Annotated in this window: 12 protein-coding genes; 3 read left to right on the top strand and 9 right to left on the bottom strand. The window is 56.6% G+C overall.

Annotated elements, in window-relative coordinates; all coding sequences use genetic code 11:
* Positions 1–159 precede the first annotated feature (159 nt).
* From hmsP to bcsR, 7 genes are all read right to left on the bottom strand, one after another.
* Complete coding sequence (gene hmsP, locus ACOTXL_RS22070) at positions 160–2,166, bottom strand: biofilm formation regulator HmsP (protein WP_045350963.1); 2,007 nt, start codon at positions 2,164–2,166, stop codon at positions 160–162.
* 120 nt (positions 2,167–2,286) lie between these two features.
* Positions 2,287–5,769, bottom strand: a complete 3,483-nt coding sequence (gene bcsC, locus ACOTXL_RS22065) for a cellulose synthase complex outer membrane protein BcsC (protein WP_045350964.1) — start codon at positions 5,767–5,769, stop codon at positions 2,287–2,289.
* Positions 5,751–6,857 (bottom strand): cellulose synthase complex periplasmic endoglucanase BcsZ, encoded by a 1,107-nt coding sequence (bcsZ, locus tag ACOTXL_RS22060; RefSeq protein WP_022652013.1) that lies wholly within the window; start codon positions 6,855–6,857, stop codon positions 5,751–5,753. Before bcsZ ends, bcsC begins: the two co-directional genes overlap by 19 nt.
* Before the next feature lie 6 nt (positions 6,858–6,863).
* Positions 6,864–9,287 carry a cellulose biosynthesis cyclic di-GMP-binding regulatory protein BcsB gene (gene bcsB, locus ACOTXL_RS22055; protein ID WP_072051124.1) on the bottom strand — a complete coding sequence of 808 codons (2,424 nt, stop codon included), beginning with the start codon at positions 9,285–9,287 and terminating at the stop codon, positions 6,864–6,866.
* A 10-nt stretch (positions 9,288–9,297) separates the two neighbouring features.
* Positions 9,298–11,913 carry a UDP-forming cellulose synthase catalytic subunit gene (bcsA, locus tag ACOTXL_RS22050; RefSeq protein WP_410031846.1) on the bottom strand — a complete coding sequence of 872 codons (2,616 nt, stop codon included), beginning with the start codon at positions 11,911–11,913 and terminating at the stop codon, positions 9,298–9,300.
* A complete protein-coding gene (bcsQ, locus tag ACOTXL_RS22045) occupies positions 11,910–12,662 on the bottom strand; it encodes a cellulose biosynthesis protein BcsQ (RefSeq protein WP_003861177.1) in 753 nt (250 codons plus the stop codon). The genes bcsA and bcsQ overlap by 4 nt, the downstream gene beginning before the upstream one ends.
* An 11-nt stretch (positions 12,663–12,673) precedes the next feature.
* Entirely contained in the window at positions 12,674–12,862 is a 189-nt protein-coding gene (gene bcsR, locus ACOTXL_RS22040; protein ID WP_003861175.1) for a cellulose biosynthesis protein BcsR, read from the bottom strand.
* Between the two features lie 174 nt (positions 12,863–13,036).
* Between bcsR and bcsE the strand changes: the two genes are divergently transcribed.
* From bcsE to bcsG, 3 genes are read left to right on the top strand one after another with little or no spacing between them, the layout of a single operon-like run.
* Positions 13,037–14,599, top strand: coding sequence for a cellulose biosynthesis c-di-GMP-binding protein BcsE (gene bcsE, locus ACOTXL_RS22035; protein ID WP_022652017.1), 1,563 nt, complete (start codon positions 13,037–13,039; stop codon positions 14,597–14,599).
* Positions 14,596–14,790, top strand: coding sequence for a cellulose biosynthesis protein BcsF (bcsF, locus tag ACOTXL_RS22030; protein ID WP_003861172.1), 195 nt, complete (start codon positions 14,596–14,598; stop codon positions 14,788–14,790). Before bcsE ends, bcsF begins: the two co-directional genes overlap by 4 nt.
* Entirely contained in the window at positions 14,783–16,462 is a 1,680-nt protein-coding gene (bcsG, locus tag ACOTXL_RS22025) for a cellulose biosynthesis protein BcsG (protein ID WP_023315007.1), read from the top strand. The genes bcsF and bcsG overlap by 8 nt, the downstream gene beginning before the upstream one ends.
* A gap of 35 nt (positions 16,463–16,497) precedes the next feature.
* On the opposite strand, the gene birA is transcribed toward bcsG, so the two are convergent.
* Complete coding sequence (birA, locus tag ACOTXL_RS22020) at positions 16,498–17,460, bottom strand: bifunctional biotin--[acetyl-CoA-carboxylase] ligase/biotin operon repressor BirA (RefSeq protein WP_003861169.1); 963 nt, start codon at positions 17,458–17,460, stop codon at positions 16,498–16,500.
* A complete protein-coding gene (gene murB, locus ACOTXL_RS22015; RefSeq protein WP_022652019.1) occupies positions 17,457–18,485 on the bottom strand; it encodes a UDP-N-acetylmuramate dehydrogenase in 1,029 nt (342 codons plus the stop codon). The genes birA and murB overlap by 4 nt, the downstream gene beginning before the upstream one ends.
* Between the last annotated feature and the right edge of the window lie 182 nt (positions 18,486–18,667).

The following is an 18,667-nucleotide window of genomic DNA, read 5'->3' as shown; positions in this document are numbered from 1 at the left end:
AGGGTGTCCCTGGAAAGAAAAACTACAGGCTTTGTAAGGTTATGGTTAACCTGCGGCTTTAAAATAACACCCACATAACAGGACAGAAATAAACGGGGTTCAAATTTGAAACACAAATGTTAAGAACTTTGAGCTGGCTCGCACAAGCCAGCAACAAAATTACACTTTTGCGTTATTGCCAGCGTCGGCGAGATAGCGTTGCTCAAAGATATCCGTCGGTACGGCGCGATCAAACAGGAAGCCCTGTCCGCTCTCTACGCCCGCCGCAGCCAGCCACTCACGCTGGGCGTCGGTTTCAATACCCTCGGCAATGACGTGCAGATTCAGGCTGTGCGCCATCTGAATAATGGCCTGCACCAGGCTGCAATCCTCAGGCAGCCCATCCACAAAGGTTTTGTCGATTTTCAGGACGTCCACCGGCAACGTTTTCATGTGCTGGAGCTGACGCAGGCCGGAATACCCCATACCGAAATCGTCCAGCGCAATGCGGATCCCGGCATTACGCAGCGGTTTCAGGATGGCGACAGCGTCGTCAGGATTATCGATACAACGGCTCTCGGTGACTTCCAGGATCAACGTGTGGGGCTGGATGCGGTAGCGATGGATCAACTCAAGCATCTCCGGCACCATGGTCGGGTGCATCAGCTGTAGCGCAGAGAGATTCACCGACAGCGGCAGCGTGATGCCCCGTTGTTGCCAGGCCGCAAGCTGGCGGCAAGACTCTTCCAGCACCCAGTAGCCGACGGTGACCATCAGGCCGCAGGACTCGATACGTTCGATCATCCCTTCAGGCAGCTCCCACGTGCCGTCCGGCTGTTGCATACGCAGCAACGCTTCGGCGCTGGTCACTTCACCCGTGCGCAAATTGACCTGCGGCTGTAGCCAGAGCGCAAACTGGCGATTGTCCATCGCCGTCAGAATGTCGCTCTCTTCCGTCAGGCGCTGCTGGGCTTTTTCCATCTGCTCCGGATCAAAGAACTGGATCTGGTTTTTCCCTTTCCGGCGCGCGGTGAACGCGGCCGAGAAAGCCCGACGATAAAGCTGCTCGGCGGTCAGCCCCCCGTAGTACATCGCAATACCGATGCTGGCGCTCGGGCGAAGCTGGATACCCTGAATGGGCAGCCGCTCATTAATGACAGTGAGTACTTGCTGACCTAGCGTAATGGCGTGCCACGGCTCTTTAACACCGTGCGCGATCACCACCAGGTCATAGCCGCTGACCTGGGTGAGCACCATGCGCGGCGCCAGAACGGATTTCACCTTTTCCACCAGCGTTAGTAACAGCATTTCGCGCTGGCTCTCTTTCAGCACGCCCGCCGTGTCCTGCAAGGTTTCGCAGGCAATCACCATCAGCGCGGTGGTCTGCTGGCGGGCGACGGTCTGCTCCAGCAAGGCCATTAAAAACGCTTTGTTTGGCAGATCAGATACCGGAAAACGGGTGGCGTTGCTACTGAGCTCTTCCTGCTGACGCAGGACACGCTGCTGGTTGATATTGTAACTGCGGACCAGCATGCCAATTTCATCATCGTGATGCAGGCGCGGCAACGGAAGCTGATGCCCCATGTGCTCCTGTGGAGAGAGGTCGTTCAGCTCCCGGGCTATGCGGCGCAACGGATGCACAATTAACCGGTTGATACACCACGTCAGCGCCACGCTCAGCATTAATGTCAAAAGTAAGTAAGTGGTCACTAATGTAGCAACCCAACTCATGACGAATTTATACATGCGGTACGAGTCGGCCTGTAGCACCAGGTAGGCCAACGGTTGCGGGTTAGCCGGTCTTTCCAGGGAATAGAGAGGCAGGGAAATTTGCACCGGCAGTTCAAACAGGCGCATCACCATCATCGGGACGGAACGCTCCGGGATAAAGCTCATCCGCAGCGCCTGGAACTGGTTCGGCAGTACAACATCCGCGCGGCTCACGATACCAGCGGGCTGAATGCGCTTCAGGATGGATTCCGCCTCGGGGATATCCCCTTTCAGGATCGAGGCTGACAGGGGTTCCCGCACCGAGCGGGCAATACTTTCCAGTTGCGAAGCCGTGTTGTAGCGATTCTGCTGTACGGAGTGAAACAGCAAAATGACGCAGAAGATGAAGACAAACAGCATTGTGACGGCAGACACCATCGCCATCTGTTTGATCGTTAAGGAACGGCTGACACGCAAAATGACTCTCCACAAAACTCGAAGCGCAGGGCGCACCAGGGTGTAAACCTGGTGCGTCCGAGTATACCCGATAGCTGCACTTTTAAGAGAGACTTACAATTAGATTAAGTAAAAATCCGATCACCAGTCTGCATAAGGCACCAGCGGTTCCGGTGGTAAGTCCATATCACCCTGCCAGCCCGCGGCAGAATACCGAACGTAGAGCAGCGCATGGCTCGGGGTATAGTCTTTTGCTTCCTGAATATCGACGCCCAGACCGACAAACCAGTTGGACGTCACGCGGCGTTCAACAATCGCCCTTGCGGTATAACCCGTGCCTGACGAGCTACTTCCGGTTTCCATCACACCTTTATCGGTATAACGGCCTGGCTCATTGTCCGGGATCAGCCCCTGTAACGGATAACGCATCACATCTTTTGTTTTTGAATGAGACCAGGAGACGGAGCCGCCCAGCTCCCATGACCAGTTCTCTGTGCGTTTACGCCAGTTCACCGGTAAGGCGAACGACGCATACTCCTGGGGACTGTAGTAACCGCCCTGGCCCAGCGAATAGCCACTTAAATCCTTATCGTAATGCCAGAGCATGTTGGACACGCCCACCGTCAGGCGTTCGTTGTTCTGATTGATGAGCTTGTAGTAATAGCCGGTCATCCAGCGGACGCGCCAGTTATCTTCGACATTCTTCCCGGTGAGGCTGTCGGCACTCAGGCTTGACCAGATACCGTTAGCTTCGCCTTTGTCGTAGCTCATGCTCACGCCGCCACCGGTGGCACGCACGCCGCCCCAGGTGGTGTCGGTATTGGGATCTTTTTGCCCGGCGAAGGCCAGCACCGAGCTGGAAATCGGACGGCGATGGGCGTTCAGGGTGTAGCCAATCGGCCCTAAATCGTTGCTGTAGCTCAGGCTGCCCACCACATCGACCACGTCGAAGCCCATCGGCGTTGTACCGATATCCCACGCCCAGGTTTTGTTCTGCCAGCCGACGGCCACGCTGGCGCCGTTGGCCGACTGGTTCGTGCTGCCGTGACATGGCGTTTCGGCACAGGTACCCCATGTCGGATCGTAAGTTCCGTTATCGGTGTCAAAGGAACCGGCGTTCATATTGACCAGATCGCTACGGAAGAACATACGTCCATCCGACAGCGGCGCATCAACCTGGAGCATGGTGGTGTGCGCTTTCAGGTCGGAATAGCCTCCCGTGCCGCTGGAGCCCCAGTAGTCGTGTTGCAGCGTGACGTTCAGATCCTGCTGACGATAAAGATCGCTTGCATCGCTGCGCACGCCGCGCTTCAGCCAGTCATCTTTCTCATCATTACGCGTGAGTCGCGTAAAGCTGTCGTTATCGGTGGGACGGGTCGTTGTGATGCCCGATGAGACCATCGCATCTTTCCAGGTGTCCAGCGCCTGCTGAGGCTGACCATTTTGTGCCTGGAAACGGGCGGCATCGCGCATCACCAGCGCACTTTCCATCGAAGGCGGCTGCGATTTGGCCTGCGGAAGAATGGCGTTGAAGGTCTTTTCTGCCGCGGCAGGATCACCCAGTCCGGCCTGCGCCATGGCAAGCCGGCGCTGCATATTGATGGAGAGCGGTTCGCCGTTCTGTGCCGCGGGCAGTTTCGCCAGCGCCGCGCGCGCCGCGTCCTTGTTGCCCTGAGCAAGATAGACCTCGGTCAGGCCGAGGATCGCGTCTTCGTTCTGCGGTTCGCGTTGCAGAATGGTGTTGTAGGCGGTTTTCGCGGCCTCATGATCGCCCCGCTGTTCAGCCCAGTCCGCCAGCGTCAGGTCGATACGGGTGGACGGAGGCTGCTGGCGAAGCAACGTTTCCGCCTCCTGCTCTTTTCCACTGTCGCGCAGGCGGTTGGCGGTTTCCAGCACCTGGTTACTTTGCAGGCGGTCCACCAGCGCCTGAATGTTGCCGTTCCACTTGTCGCGCGGCAGCGTGTTCAGATGCGCCAGCGCCGCCCGGTCCTGATCGTTACCGGACAGGTACAGCCCGCTGGCGTAAACCTGATCCGGATCGCCCGGTTTCTGACTTGCCAGCTGACGCATCAGGTTATCCGCCTGGCTGCGCTGACCCGCGCTATACAGATCGCGTGACAGTCGGTAGGTGATCCACACGTCGCCCGGGGAAAGCGCAAGGCGTCGGCGCTGAATTTCTGCGGCCTGCGCATATTTCCCCTCGCTTTCCAGCTGTTCAGCCTGGGCTGACAGCTGCTCGTTCGTCAGGCTACGTTCAATATCATCAATGCTGCGGCGCTGGCTGGCAGAGAGCGACTGAATAAACTGCGTCGCCTTCTCCGGAGACTGCGCGCGATAAATATTGGCGAGACCGCGCACCGCGTTGCTGTTGCCGCTGTCCATCCGCAACGCCTGGCGGTAATAGCGCTCGGCCGCGTCGTTATCTTTGCGCGCCGCCGCCGCATCACCGAGCCCCAGAACCGCGTAGCTGTCAGTATTGTCGATATTGCGCGCCTGCTGGTAATAGCGTTCGGCCTGGGTCGTATTATTGGCTTTCAGGGCGTTATCCCCCTGCTGGATCAGCAGCCAGTATCGGTTGACCTTCAGCAGGCTGTCCCATTTGCCCCGGTTATCGCTCTGCGGATCGAGGGCGATCGCCTTTTCAAACTGCGCAACCGCGCGCGCGCGATCGCCTTTCTGAGAATAGGCCTGCCCCAGCGCGCCTACAGCTTCACTGTCAGCGTGGTTGGCGCTGACTGCTTTTTGCAACTCCGTTACCGCTTTACTGCCCTGCCCGGCATCCACTGCGGCTAACCCTTCGGCTTTGGCGCGGAACGCCGGATCGGCGAGCTGTTTTTGCTGTGCTTCAAGCTGGGTGCGCGCCGCCGTCACGTTATCGCCATCGCTGAATACGCTCAGGTATTGTTGCAGCGCGGTGACGCTGGCGCTGCTGACCGGCTGATCTTTGATCTGCTGGTACCACATGTCCGACGCCTGACTGCGGCCATTATTCGATTTGGCCATCTCCTGCAACACCGCGAACCCTTCATCACGCCGTCCGCTCTGGAACAGAAGCTGTGCCAGCGAGGACTGTAGCGGGACGTTGCCCGGACTGCTGGCGTTTATTTTCTTAAGCTGATTAATGGCCAGGTTGCGGCGGGCTGGCTCTTTCGCCACCACGTTCCAGTACTCCGTCGCGATGTCGCCGCTGGGCGGCTTACCGTCAAACAGTTTGTCATACGCGGCAATGGCTTCCTGCGTGTGCCCGGTGGTGGCAAGCAGGCGAGCCTGCTGGAGGGCCTGGCGACCATCCGGCGTGGAGAGCAGCATGGTAGTACGGGAGGACTGGTAGGCACTGGAATCGGGTGCCATTCCTTTCAGGCGATCCAGCTCTTTTTGCGCGCCCGCCGTATCGCCCTGTCGTAACAGGTAGCGGAAGCGCGCGGCAATCACGTCCGGGTTGTTGGGATCGATCAGCTCAAGGCGATAGAGCGACTGGCGCACTAAATCCTCACGCTGGGTGGATTCCCCCAGACGGACCTGTTCCAGCAGCTGTCTCTGCTGCGGGGAGTTGGCGGCCTGGGCCAGGGGCATTAGCGCCAGGCCAAGCGATAAGGTGAGTAGATTCAGTGTGAACGTGCGCATTCCTGGCCCCAATCCGGTAGTAATTCACCTTGCACGGTGAAACGAAAACGATGCTGATCCCACCCTTGTCCAAAGAGGGTCAGAACGTAGCTGTAATAAGCATTGTTATCGGGAAAACGATCGGCGACGTGCTGGCGTTGCACCGCCTGCGCGTCCCGGTTTTGTAAAAACGGAAGGAGAGAGGCAGAAAACCCTACCGGCCCATCTCCGGTGCGTTTCCCGGTTGCTACATCCACTTTCTCCGGCGGCAAGCCTTGTTTGATCGTGGTGGTCGCCATGGGCTTGAAACGCGCCAGTAGCCGGGCTTTCTGCGGATCGTTATCGTTCATCATCCCTACCCACAGATAGACGCGAATCGCATCGTAGCTGCCGATCAGGGATGCATCCTGCGACAGCTGCCAGCCGCCCTTTTTCTGGTATTTCACCCAGTTCGGGGAAAATCCTTTAGGCGCGGTCTCCAGCAGCAGACGCAGGTTAGTTTCACGGAGCGTCGTCCACGGCGCGCCAAAACGAGTGAAATAGCTCGCAAGCTGCGGCGGCAGGTAGCTGGGGTTAAAGCGCCAGACACTCTCTTCGGCAAAACCGACTTTACCCGGCAGCAGCATAGAACCCAGCCCCGGCACCTTCACCACTTCCTCACTGGCAATGCGCGTCAACAGCGCCTTACCCGTGCGCGTGTAATCGGGATTTTTCCACAGCCGCCCGGCTTCAAGCAGCGACCAGGCAATCCAGATATCGGCATCAGACGCGGAGTTAGGGTCGATAACCGCCCAGGTTTCGTCGTCCTTTTTTCCCCACAGCCAGGCCGGGAGATGTTGGGCTAAATCTCCCTCGGCAAGGTTATCGCGCGTCCATGCCAGCAGCAGATCGAACGCCTTGCGATCGTTTGCCGCGAGGGCAAAGAACAGCCCGTAGCTTTGCCCTTCGGAGGTAGTGATTTTGCGCGCGTCACTGGGATCAATGACCCGCCCACTTTCGCTCATATAATCCTGCTTGAACGTCTCCCAGGCAGGCCAGCGACAGGCGGCGTGAAGATTCGCCGCCGTCAGCATCAACGCTGCGACTACACACCCGCGAAAGATTTTCATCACCGCTTACTCATGGTCCGGGTTAAGACGACGACGGCTGATGATTCGCAGCAGACGCCACAGTACCCACGCCAGCAATACGACGCTGAGCGCAGCCAGCACGGCCAGCAGCACCGGGTGGTTAGACAGGGCGTACCACAGGCGTTCGAACCACGGCAGATGACCGACGTAGTAGACATCCCCCACGCGCAGGCTGTTTACCCCCGACTCACGGATCACCGAGACGGAACCGAACATTGCTGCCCGTTTACCGCTGTCGTTCATGGCCGTGTTGAGCAGCTCATAGCCGCGTGGGCTGTCCGCCAGCAGGGCGATAACGCTGCGCTGGTCGTTATACGGCGACTGGAAGCCGACAATCGCGGCCATCGGACCCGTTGAACTTACGGTCGTCCTGATATTGGCCTGACGATCGCCGCTGTCCGGCATGATGCTCGGGAACTCGGTCTGACGCAGCGGCGTGTTGACCCATGACTGAGCCGCCTGCACCAGCAGATCGACGCGCTTCTCGTCTTTCAGCTTGTCCGGAATGTTGCCGATGACCATGATATCGGCATCTTTGTTCTGGATCTGACTACCGTCATCCGTCACCGTCACGTTGATAGCCGGCAAGCCGGTTTGCGCCCCAACGGTGCCCATGGTGTCCAGCAGCGTGGCAACCTGACCTTCGTTGGCCGCTTTTGGCATCACGACAATCGATTCAGAGAGATCAGCCATGCGGCTGAACGGGAAGCTGGCGTTAGCAAAGGCACGCAGATCCGGCATCGCGATAAAGTGGTAATACTTCGAGAAGTCGATCGTGGAATCATCGCCAATCACCACGTGGTTTTGCACCGGCTGGAAGGTAATACAGTTTTCCACCGATCCACCCGGCATGGGGTTCATATACTGGAAGTTAAACCGCAGCTGGTTCACCGCACCGAGCTTCAGCGCCGGGATCGACACATCGGTTTTGCCATCCAGCAGCCCCTGCAATACAGGCAGACGAAGCATCAACCGGTTTGTCTCCTGGCTGCTGGTCAGGCTGAACGATTGCAGGAACTGGTTGTTGAGGCTGATATCCATGCGCGAGCTGTCTTTGGTTGCCGGCGCGGTGTAACGGTAGTTCAGGTTGATATCAATGCCGTTGGTGCGCAGCAGATAGAGATCCGGCGGCAGGTTCAGCGACAGGCTGACAGGAGAAGGTTCAAGCCCGGTTGACTGCAATTGCTCTTCATAGGTTTTCAGCTCGCCAAAGGTGATTGCCCGGTCGGTACGTACCCAGTTCGGCGCATCATAAGGCTTACGCGCCAGCAGCGGTTTCACCTCATCCACCACAACGCTGTTACCGCGGAACAGGATATTTCCCTGCGCAATGCCCTTCGCCGCCTGCACCAGATCTTTGTCATCACGGCCGAAGATCACCAGCAGCTTCACGTACGGATTGTCCGGATGGCTGATCATCTCGATGGTGGGTGCTTTCACCTCCGGATGGTCACGCAGGAATGCCGGGCGTTTGGCGTTGGTGGCAAACACAATCGCGTTTTTGTCTGGCATTTTGTCGTACATGACCGGGAAACTTTGACCACGCCAGCCGGAGCGGGAACCAAACCAGGATGCCACGATAGAGGCCGCCAGCTGTTCGGTCACATCCGGCGAGCCGGCAAAGACCATCGGCAGATTCAGCGGACGGTTATCACGCGGGTCGAAGAACGGCACCGGGAAGGCGGAGAGATCGTTTTTCAACGCCAGCGGCTGATAGGTCATCTGAAGCGAAGAGTTACGCCCGACATCCAGCCACAGGGTGCTGCTGGCCGGGTTTTCACAGACATCGCGGTAGTGGCCGACAAACTCCAGACGCACGCGGTTAAAGTCGGTGATAAACAGCGGATTAATCGGCACCTGAGCCAGGGTTTTCTTACCCAGTTGCTCTTTGGTGACGGGCAGGACGTCCATCAGCTCGTCATTCAGATAGACCTTAAGCTGGGACTGCACCGGCAGCAACGACGGCGATGGGGTGTATTCCAGGTTGAGCATCGCTTTTGACACAACTTCATCGCTGCGCATACCGAATTCGATACCGCCATTTGGGTTGATGCCGCGCAGAACCATGCTGCCCGGAGGAGGCGCGATCTGGGCAAACGTCAGCTTAACGTCACGCGACGGCGTATTTTCGGCAACCACCGGCGCACTGGCTCCCGGCACGCCAGGCATGACCTGCCCAACCACCGGGTTGTCGCCGGGCAGCGTATTCCCCGTCGTCGGCTGATTCGGGACAATGTTCTCCGTCTGCCCCGGCGCGGCCGTCACAGCCGGATCGGTCGCTTGCGCGACGACAGGCACCGTTGGCGCGGGCGTGGTCGCTGCGTTATCAGGCGCCGCGTTAGCCACTGTTGCAGGGAGCGCACTCATCCCCATTGCCACTGCACATAACCAGGAAAGTTTTGTTTTCATCGCGTTATCATCATTGTTGAGCCATAACCGGGTCCGCCTGCTTCGCTTCATCTCGCTCAGGTCGACGCGGAATGAACGACACGACCCAGGAAACCAGTGAAGTAAGTGACCGGAAAATTAATTTCACCGACGACGGGGCAAATTCTGCAAGGTGACGATAGCCACGGAACCCCAGCTTAAGAATATCCAGCAGGCTTTCCAGAGGCTTATCCTCAGGGAAGCTGTCCTGCCAGAGAGCCCACGTATCCGCGCGGGCAAACGTACACTGCACAAAATCAATGTGTTGTTTTTTGGTCAGCGGCATCAGTTGCAGACACACTTCATTTCCTCTCACACGCACCACCTGCGTCGGGAAGACATACTCCTGCTGGCCGCGCTTAAGCAGTAGATTGACCTTCTGCCCCTCCAGCACCTTCGCCTGACCGTTGATCTTGATACCCAGACCGCCATCCGAAAAGTCATGTACGGTACAGGAGAAGAGATGTCCATCGTCGCGGGCAATGGCCGCTGGCATGCTGATTTCGACGCGATGCGCGCGGCGAACCTGCTTGCTCTCCACCGATACCGCCACCGCGCCACCGAGGATAATCAGGTTATAAAACACCCACGCCATACTCACGAAGACCGTCAGAATTTCGTTTTCCGGGCCGTAGAAGTAGCGCCAGATCCCAACAATCACGCCCACAATATTCAGCAGCACCAGGAAGATATAGGGCCGGGAGATCACCCAGTCGACATACTCCTCTTCCACCAGCCCGCCCTTCGCGGTGACGTTGAATTTCCCTTTATGCGGGTTAATCAGCGCCACCATGGTTGGCGGCGCGATGTACCAGGCCAGCACCGTTTCGTAAATTTCACTCCAGAAGGAGTGCCGATATTTCCCCTGAATCTTCGAGTTCGTCAGGCTGGCGTGGATCATGTGCGGCAGAACGAACAGGGCAATCATCAGCGCAGGCGCATAGATGATGTAAGCGTGAAGGAGCAGGAACGCCAGCGGCGCTGTGAGAAAGATAAGCCGTGGAATACCCGACAGGAAGTGGAACATGGCGTTGACGTAGCACAGCCGTTGCGCCAGCTTCAGCCCTTTACCCATCAGCGGGTTATCGAGCCTGAAAATTTGCACCATGCCGCGGGCCCAGCGAATACGCTGGCCGATGTGCGCCGACAGGGATTCCGTGGCCAACCCCGCCGCCTGAGGAATACGCATGTAGGCGGAGGTATAGCCAAGACGGTGCAGACGCAGCGAGGTGTGCGCATCTTCCGTGACCGTCTCGACGGCGATCCCGCCAATTTCATCCAGCGGTTTCCGGCGGATCACCGCACAGGAGCCGCAGAAGAACGTGGCGTCCCACATGTCGTTCCCGTCCTGCACCAGGCCATAGAACAGCGTGCCCTCGTTCGGGGTTTTACGAAAACGACCGAGGTTACGTTCAAACGGGTCCGGTGAGAAGAAGTGGTGCGGCGTCTGCATCATCGCAAGCTCTTTCTCCTTCAGGAACCAGCCCATGGTCATTTGCAGGAACGAGCGCGTTGGCACGTGGTCGCAGTCGAAAATAGAGACGAACTCCCCTTTGGCATATTTCAGCGCATTGTTGATGTTACCGGCTTTCGCGTGTTCATGCGTGGTACGGGCGATGTACTCTACCCCCACTTCGTCCGCGAACTGGCGGAACTCGGCGCGGCCACCGTCATCGAGGATCCAGATTTTGATTTTATCCTTCGGCCAGTCGATACCCAGCGCGGCGTAAATGGTGTTTTTTACCACCGACAGGTCTTCGTTGTAGGTCGGCACGAAGAGGTCCACCGTAGGCCACTGGGTCGTGTCTTTTGGCAGCGGCACCGGCTGTCGATTCAGCGGCCAGATAACCTGGAAGTAACCCAGCACCAGCACGATCCAGGCGTAAGTCTCAGCAAACAGCAGCACTAAGCCGCACACCAGGCTGACCGGATCGTCCCAGTTCAGCGTTGAGGTATATCGCCACCAGATGTAGCGGCAGGAAACGGTCAGCGATAGCACAATCAGCATCAGGGCAGAAAAACGCCCTGGTATGCGCCGCACCAGCAGCGCCACGCCCCACAGCAGGATCAGGAAGGTGAACTGCGCCAGCGGGTTGAAGGGCTGGGTAATACAGACCAGCGCAAGAATCAGCGAGAACACCACAACCACGCCGAGAATAAAACGCCGCAAGCCCGGGTGTAGGTGCCCGAGCTCTTTTTGGTTATCTAAATGACCCGTTTTGTCGCCCACCCGGTCGGGTAGCCGGTCAAGCCACTGGTGGTAGTGTTCACGCAGGTTCTGCACACGATCGAAGCTGCGCCAGCGGGACGTTTTTTTCTCCGCGCCCGTTGAGGTCGTCAGTAGCCAGATGGACTGAATAGCGTAGCGCGCGGGATCCAGCGGACGCGGCTTGTCAGGGTTGATATGCGGATAGAGTTCACCGTGGCGCGCGCGAATGCGTTGCCAGCGGGGATGCTCGAGGGGGATGAACATCCACGCCAGAATCATCCACAAACAGCCCAGCGCTGCGCTCAGCGACGAGGCGCCGTGATGACGGTAATGGCGGTAGCGTTCACTTAAGCGCGAACTGACCGGCGGAATGAGCAGCCAGTTAGTCAGGCGGCTCATACTGAACTCCCGGCAGGCTCCGGCCGTTTAGCAAAGTGCAGCAGACACCAGTTGGCCAGCGTCAGGATCTCTTCCGCCGCCAGTGAATCGCTACGGTACTCCCCGAGGGGTTGTTTGGACGCGAGGCACTCCGCCATCGCTTCGTCACGATGGATCACCATCGGCAACAGGCGGCGCTGACTCTGGAGCCAGACCTGGTAGAGATCGTCCTGGATCTGGCTGCCAATGCGCAGATCGTTGATCAGAATATGGGCATTGGCAGGCATCGGCTGCTGATGCAGACGGATATGACAATTCGCATCTACGTTCGCGATGGAGAGCACATGGTCGCACTGCGCCAGCAGCTGGCGGGTCAACGACGCGGCACCGTGCGGCAGGTCCAGCAGGATCCACTGGTAGTGCCCGCTCTCTTTCAGGCTCTGCAATGCGGTGATGAAGCGAGAGAACAGGCGCTGGTACGCGGCTTCATTCCCGCGCTCGGTTTCGGTCAATTGACCAAAGGGAAGCAAATCGAGCTGGGAGGTATAACGCAAACCCGCATCCCGCCAGTCTTTATCGTCCAGAAGCGCACGTCCCCAGCCGTTTGCATGCGTAAAGTCGACATTGAATGACATGCGCAGCAAATTATCGGAACAGGCATCAATGACCAGTACCGATTCACCTAATACCTGCAATGACCACGCCAGCGCCGCGGTAACGGAAGTTGTACCCACCCCACCACGGACGCCCTGTAATCCTAGTACAGCCATCAATGGCTTCCTTATTGTTGTTGGGCAAACTCAGCTAATAACGGCCAACGTTTAATAGCCGCCGCCAACTGTTCCCGCTGGGAAATATCGGTGTAATCTATTTCAGGCAAAGAAAAAGCCTGCGTGAGTGCCAAAAAATCGTTCTGGAATGTGTAACCCAGACTTGAGTCGACTGGGGTTGCGGGTTCGTTATTTTGCATTCTTTTTTCATCCCTTTGAGTAAAATCATAAGATTCAGATGCAGCGAGGCGTCCTGCCCACTAAATTTCATTTACATGCTAAATCTGATGTTCTTTAATTTCAATGTTAGGTTTATTTCTACGCTTTCGCTAGTAAACTGAGAGACATAGAAATTCGACGAAAAGAGGGACACCGTGGACTCCATATTTTCTATTGGCATCCAGTCATTATGGGACGAATTGCGCCACATGCCAGTCGGAGGAGTCTGGTGGGTTAATACGGATCGTAATGAAGATGCCATCAGTCTGGTAAACCAGACGATAGCGGCGCAGGGGAAGGATTCCCGCGTGGCCATAATTACGATGGGCGAAGAGCCGAAGTCAATCATCAGGCTCGACAGTGACCGTGGACCCCAGACAGTACGATTATTTTCCATGCCTGCGGAGGCTGACAGTCTATACTTTTTACCCCGCGATATTCAGTGTTCTATTGTTCCTGAACACTATTTACTGATTCTAAAATGCTCTAATAACGGCCTGCAAAATATCCCCTCTGAAAAACTGCTGAAATGGCTGGAAAGAATCAACAGATGGGCAAAAAATCAAAATTGCACCTTATTGGTTGTTAACCCAGGCAGTAATAATGACAAGCTTTTTTCACTTTTAATGAGTGAATACCGTTCTCTCTATGGCCTGGCCAGTATTCGTGTCCAGACCGACAGCCATCTTTACGACGTGGCTTTCTGGTGCAATGAAAAAGGGGTGAGCTCCCGACAACAACTTACCCTCAAACATGTCGGGGATGAGTGGCATCTTGCTCAACAGGAAGAGACGGTAGTTCAGCCACGCAGTGATGAAAAACGCGTTCTGAGCCATATTGCGGTACTGGAAGGTGCGCCTGCACTGTCTGAGCACTGGTCACTGTTCGATACCAATGAAGCCTTATTTGATGAGGCGCGCACCACGCAGGCGGCGACCATTATTTTCTCGTTGATCCAGAATAACCAAATCGAAACGCTGGCAAGGCACATTCACACATTACGTCGCCAGCGCGGCAGCGCGTTAAAAATTGTGGTGCGTGAAAATAATACCAGCCTGCGCGCCACCGATGAGCGCTTATTACTGGGCTGCGGCGCGAATATGGTCATCCCGTGGAATGCTCCCCTGTCGCGCTGTCTGACGCTGATCGAAAGCATCCAGGGCCAGCAGTTTAATCGACATGTTCCGGAAGATATCAGCACCCTGCTTTCAATGACGCAGCCGATGAAACTGCGCGGCTACCAGAAATGGGACACCTTCTGCGATGCGGTGGGCAACATGATGAGCAATACGCTGTTACCGGCAGACGGAAAAGGGGTGATGGTTGCCCTGCGCCCCGTGCCGGGTATTCGCGTTGAGCAGGCGCTTACTCTGTGCCGCCCTAACCGTATCGGGGATATCATGACCATTGGCGATAACCGCCTGGTGCTGTTCCTCTCCTTCTGCCGGGTGAACGATCTGGATACGGCGCTTAACCATATCTTCCCGCTTCCTACCGGGGATATCTTCTCGAACCGCATGGTCTGGTTTGAAGATAATTTGATCAGCGCTGAGCTTGTCCAGATGCGTGCCCTGGCTCCTGAAAAGTGGGCGAAACCGTTGCCTGTGACAAGCGGTGCCAAACCGGTTTTGAACGCGAAACATGACGGGCATGTCTGGCGTCGGGTACCTGAGCCGCTACGCTTACTGGATGAGAACAAGGAGAGCGCGCCATTATGAATATCAGCGATATCATCCAACTGGTTGTTCTGTGCGCGCTGATTTTTTTGCCGCTTGGCTACTATGCACGCCATTCCCTGCGCCGTATTCGCGATACGGTCAGATTACTGTTCGTCAAACCTCGCTATATTAAACCCGCCGGAACACTGAGTCGCGCTCCGAACGTCAAGGCAAACCGAAAACATGACTAATTCTACCTATACCTCTTCGGCGCCATCGCCACTCTGGCAATACTGGCGCGGCCTGTCCGGCTGGAATTTCTACTTTCTGGTGAAGTTTGGTCTGCTGTGGGCAGGCTATCTTAATTTCCACCCTCTGCTTAACCTGGTGTTTATGGCATTCCTGCTGATGCCAATCCCGAACCTCAGGCTGCACCGTATACGTCACTGGGTCGCTATCCCCATCGGTTTCGCCCTGTTCTGGCATGATACCTGGCTGCCCGGCCCTGAAAGCATCATGAGCCAGGGCTCCCAGGTCGCAGGTTTCAGTGCGGACTATATGCTCGATCTGGTTGAGCGCTTTATTAACTGGCAGATGATTGGCGCGGTATTTGTCCTGCTGGTCGCCTGGCTGTTCCTGTCTCAGTGGATCCGGGTGACGGTGTTTGTCGTCGCGATTATGATCTGGCTTAACGTCCTGACGCTGACGGGCCCGAGCTTCTCGCTGTGGCCAGCCGGTCAGCCGACGACAACCGTGACCACCACGGGCGGTTCCGCCGCCGCGACCGTCGCGACAGCAGGGGATACGCCTGTGGTTGGGGATATTCCAGCGCAGACTGCACCGCCGACATCCACGAACCTGAACGCGTGGCTCTCCAGTTTTTACGCTGCGGAAGATAAGCGTCAGACGAAATTCCCGGACGCGCTGCCTGCCGATGCTCAGCCGTTTGAGCTGCTGGTCATTAACATCTGTTCTCTGTCCTGGGCTGACGTTGACGCGGCTGGTTTGATGTCGCACCCGCTGTGGTCGCATTTCGATATTCAGTTCAAGGACTTCAACTCGGCCACGTCGTACAGCGGCCCGGCGGCTATCCGCCTGCTGCGCGCCAGCTGCGGACAGCCTTCGCATAAGAACCTCTACCAGCCGGCAGCTAACCAGTGTTATCTGTTTGATAACCTGGCAAAACTGGGCTTTACCCAGCACCTGATGATGGGTCATAACGGTCAGTTCGGTAACTTCCTGAAAGAAGTACGTGAACAGGGTGGCATGCAGGCCCCGCTGATGGACCAGAAAGGGCTGCCGGTTACGTTGCTGGGCTTTGATGGCTCGCCGGTGTATGACGATACCGCCGTGCTTCAGCGCTGGTTAGATACCGTCGGCAAAGAGGAAGGGACACGTAGTGCGACGTTCTATAACACGCTGCCGCTGCACGACGGGAACCATTATCCCGGCGTGAGTAAAACGGCCGATTATAAGGCCCGTGCGCAGAAGTTCTTTGACGAGCTGAACGCGTTCTTCAACGAGCTGGAAAAATCAGGCCGCAAAGTGATGGTGGTGGTAGTACCGGAACATGGGGGAGCGTTGAAAGGCGACAGGATGCAGGTGTCTGGTCTGCGCGATATCCCAAGCCCGTCCATCACTAACGTTCCGGCCGGGATTAAGTTCTTTGGCATGAAGGCGCCGCATCAGGGAGCGCCAGTTGAGATCACCCAGCCAAGCAGCTATCTGGCTATCTCGGAACTGGTCGCTCGCGCAGTAGACGGTAAGCTGTTTGTGGAAGATAGCGTGAACTGGGATCAGCTCACCAGCGGGCTGCCGCAGACGGCGGAGGTATCGGAAAACGCCAATGCGGTGGTGATCCAGTATCAGAATAAGCCTTATGTCCGACTGAATGCCGGGGATTGGGTGCCGTATCCGCAGTGATGAGCTGCTACACCCTCTCCCCTGTGGGGAGAGGGTTACTCTGCACTTCGTAACGAAATTTCACCGCCCACCCAGGGCTTAATCACACCATCCTGTTCAAGAAGCAACGCACCCTGCGCGTCAATGCCGCGTGATGTGCCGTAAATCTCTTTATCCCCAATCAGCAGCTTCACCGGTCGGTTAATAAAGTTATCCAGCTTTTCCCAGCGGGACAGGAATGGAGCTAACCCCTCCTGTTCAAAGAGCGTCAGCGAACTACGCAACTCATTGATCATGCGGACGGCAAGCGTATTGCGATCGATGGTGATCCCCGCTTCCTGTAGGTTGGTCCAGGCCTGGTTCACGACATCGTTCTGCACGTTTCGCATCACCATGTTCAGCCCCGCTCCAATAACGATCTGTGCGGCATCGCCTGTTTTTCCCGTCAGTTCGACCAGGATCCCCGCCAGCTTCCGATCGTTGAGATACAGATCGTTGGGCCATTTTACCCGCACCTGATCGGCACCCAGATCGTGCAGCACCTCTGCCATCACAATGCCGATGACCAGGCTCAGCCCGATGGCCGCAGCTGGCCCCTGTTCAAGCCTCCAGTACATGGAAAGGTAGAGGTTGGCGCCAAATGGTGAGAACCACTTACGCCCCCGGCGGCCACGTCCTGCCTGTTGGTACTCGGCAACGCAGGCATCACCGGATTTCAGCTCGCTCAGGCGATCCAGCAGATACTGGTTCGTCGAATCAATGACCGGCAATACCGCGACGTTACCGTGCCCAATCTGGCTGCGGATGATCTCTTCATTCAGTAACTGGATCGGTTCCGGCAGGCTGTAGCCTTTTCCCGGCACCGTAAACACATCCACGCCCCAGTCGCGGAGCGTTTGAATATGTTTATTGATGGCAGCGCGGCTCATGCCCAGCTGTTCGCCCAGCTGCTCGCCAGAATGAAACTCGCCATCAGCAAGGATACCGATGAGAGTTAACGGAATAGTATTGTCCTTCACGCAATGGTCTCCACGGCATTCACTTCGCCCGTTCGGCCAATAAAGCGAACTTCAGGCTCCAGCCAGACGTTGAATTTTTCGCCCACGCGCTGACGAACATGGTGCGCCAGGTTGACGACATCCTCACTTGTCGCGTTGGACTGGTTGATCAGTACCAGCGCCTGCTGACGATGAACAGCAGCGCCACCAAGAGTAGTACCTTTTAATTCACACTGATCGATAAGCCAGCCTGCGGCCAGCTTCACGCTGCCATCCGCCTGAGGATAATGCGGGGCCGTTGGCCAGCCAGCGAGAAATGCTTTTGCATTTTCGCTGCTGATCACCGGGTTTTTGAAGAAACTGCCCGCATTTCCGTTGACTTTCGGGTCCGGGAGCTTGGTCATGCGCATGTGGCATACGGAATCAAATACCTCACGCGGTGTGACGGTAGCCGGGTCAAGACGGGTCAGATCGCCGTAAGTCAGAACGGGTTTCCAGGCTTTCGCCAGGCGCAGACCAACGGCCACAATGACGAAACGATCCTGATAATCGTGCTTGAAAATGCTGTCGCGATAACCAAAGCGGCACTGCTCTGCGGTCAGGCGCTTCGCCGTTCCGGTCGCGAGTTCGATGCAATCGACATATTCGCAGACGTGTTTCAGTTCGATGCCGTAGGCACCGATGTTTTGAATAGGAGATGATCCTGCACAGCCCGGGATCAGGGCCAGGTTTTCCAGTCCGGGCATCCCTTTTTCAAGGGTATATTGCACCAGATGGTGCCAGTTCTCGCCAGCACCCACGTGTAAATGCCAGCTTTCAGCGCTCTCTTTACACTCAATCCCCATGATGCGATTGACGATTACCGTCCCCGCAAAATCATCGAGAAACAGGACATTACTTCCTTCGCCCAGAATAAGTACGGGTTCACCGTTTCCTGTTGCATTTTGCCATGCATTCAGCAACTGCTGAGCACTTTCGGCACGTACAATTTGATTAGCATTCCGTTGAATACCAAAGGTATTCCAGGGCTTAAGGGAGTGATTCATAGACGCTATCCTGATGCAAAAACCGGGATAGTTTACCGTATATATGGGGGGATAGGTGATTTGTTTATGGAAAGGAAGCAGGTGTAGAAACGCAAAAAGGCCATCCTTGCGGATGGCCTCTTCACTTGTTTGATGCCTGGCAGTTCCCTACTCTCACATGGGGAGACCCCACACTACCATCG

The organism is Enterobacter cloacae complex sp. IR5402 (assembly GCF_049238125.1).
Classification (GTDB): domain Bacteria; phylum Pseudomonadota; class Gammaproteobacteria; order Enterobacterales; family Enterobacteriaceae; genus Enterobacter; species Enterobacter hormaechei_C.
This window is presented reverse-complemented; position numbering and strand designations above follow the sequence as displayed.

Coding starts and splice junctions, on each gene's coding strand:
- bcsZ (WP_022652013.1), bottom strand. CDS start 6,857: ATGAAAATCTTTCGCGGGTGTGTAGTCGCAGCGTTGATGCTGACGGCG.
- bcsR (WP_003861175.1), bottom strand. CDS start 12,862: ATGCAAAATAACGAACCCGCAACCCCAGTCGACTCAAGTCTGGGTTAC.
- bcsA (WP_410031846.1), bottom strand. CDS start 11,913: ATGAGCCGCCTGACTAACTGGCTGCTCATTCCGCCGGTCAGTTCGCGC.
- bcsB (WP_072051124.1), bottom strand. CDS start 9,287: ATGAAAACAAAACTTTCCTGGTTATGTGCAGTGGCAATGGGGATGAGT.
- bcsC (WP_045350964.1), bottom strand. CDS start 5,769: ATGCGCACGTTCACACTGAATCTACTCACCTTATCGCTTGGCCTGGCG.
- bcsG (WP_023315007.1), top strand. CDS start 14,783: ATGACTAATTCTACCTATACCTCTTCGGCGCCATCGCCACTCTGGCAA.
- murB (WP_022652019.1), bottom strand. CDS start 18,485: ATGAATCACTCCCTTAAGCCCTGGAATACCTTTGGTATTCAACGGAAT.
- bcsQ (WP_003861177.1), bottom strand. CDS start 12,662: ATGGCTGTACTAGGATTACAGGGCGTCCGTGGTGGGGTGGGTACAACT.
- bcsF (WP_003861172.1), top strand. CDS start 14,596: ATGAATATCAGCGATATCATCCAACTGGTTGTTCTGTGCGCGCTGATT.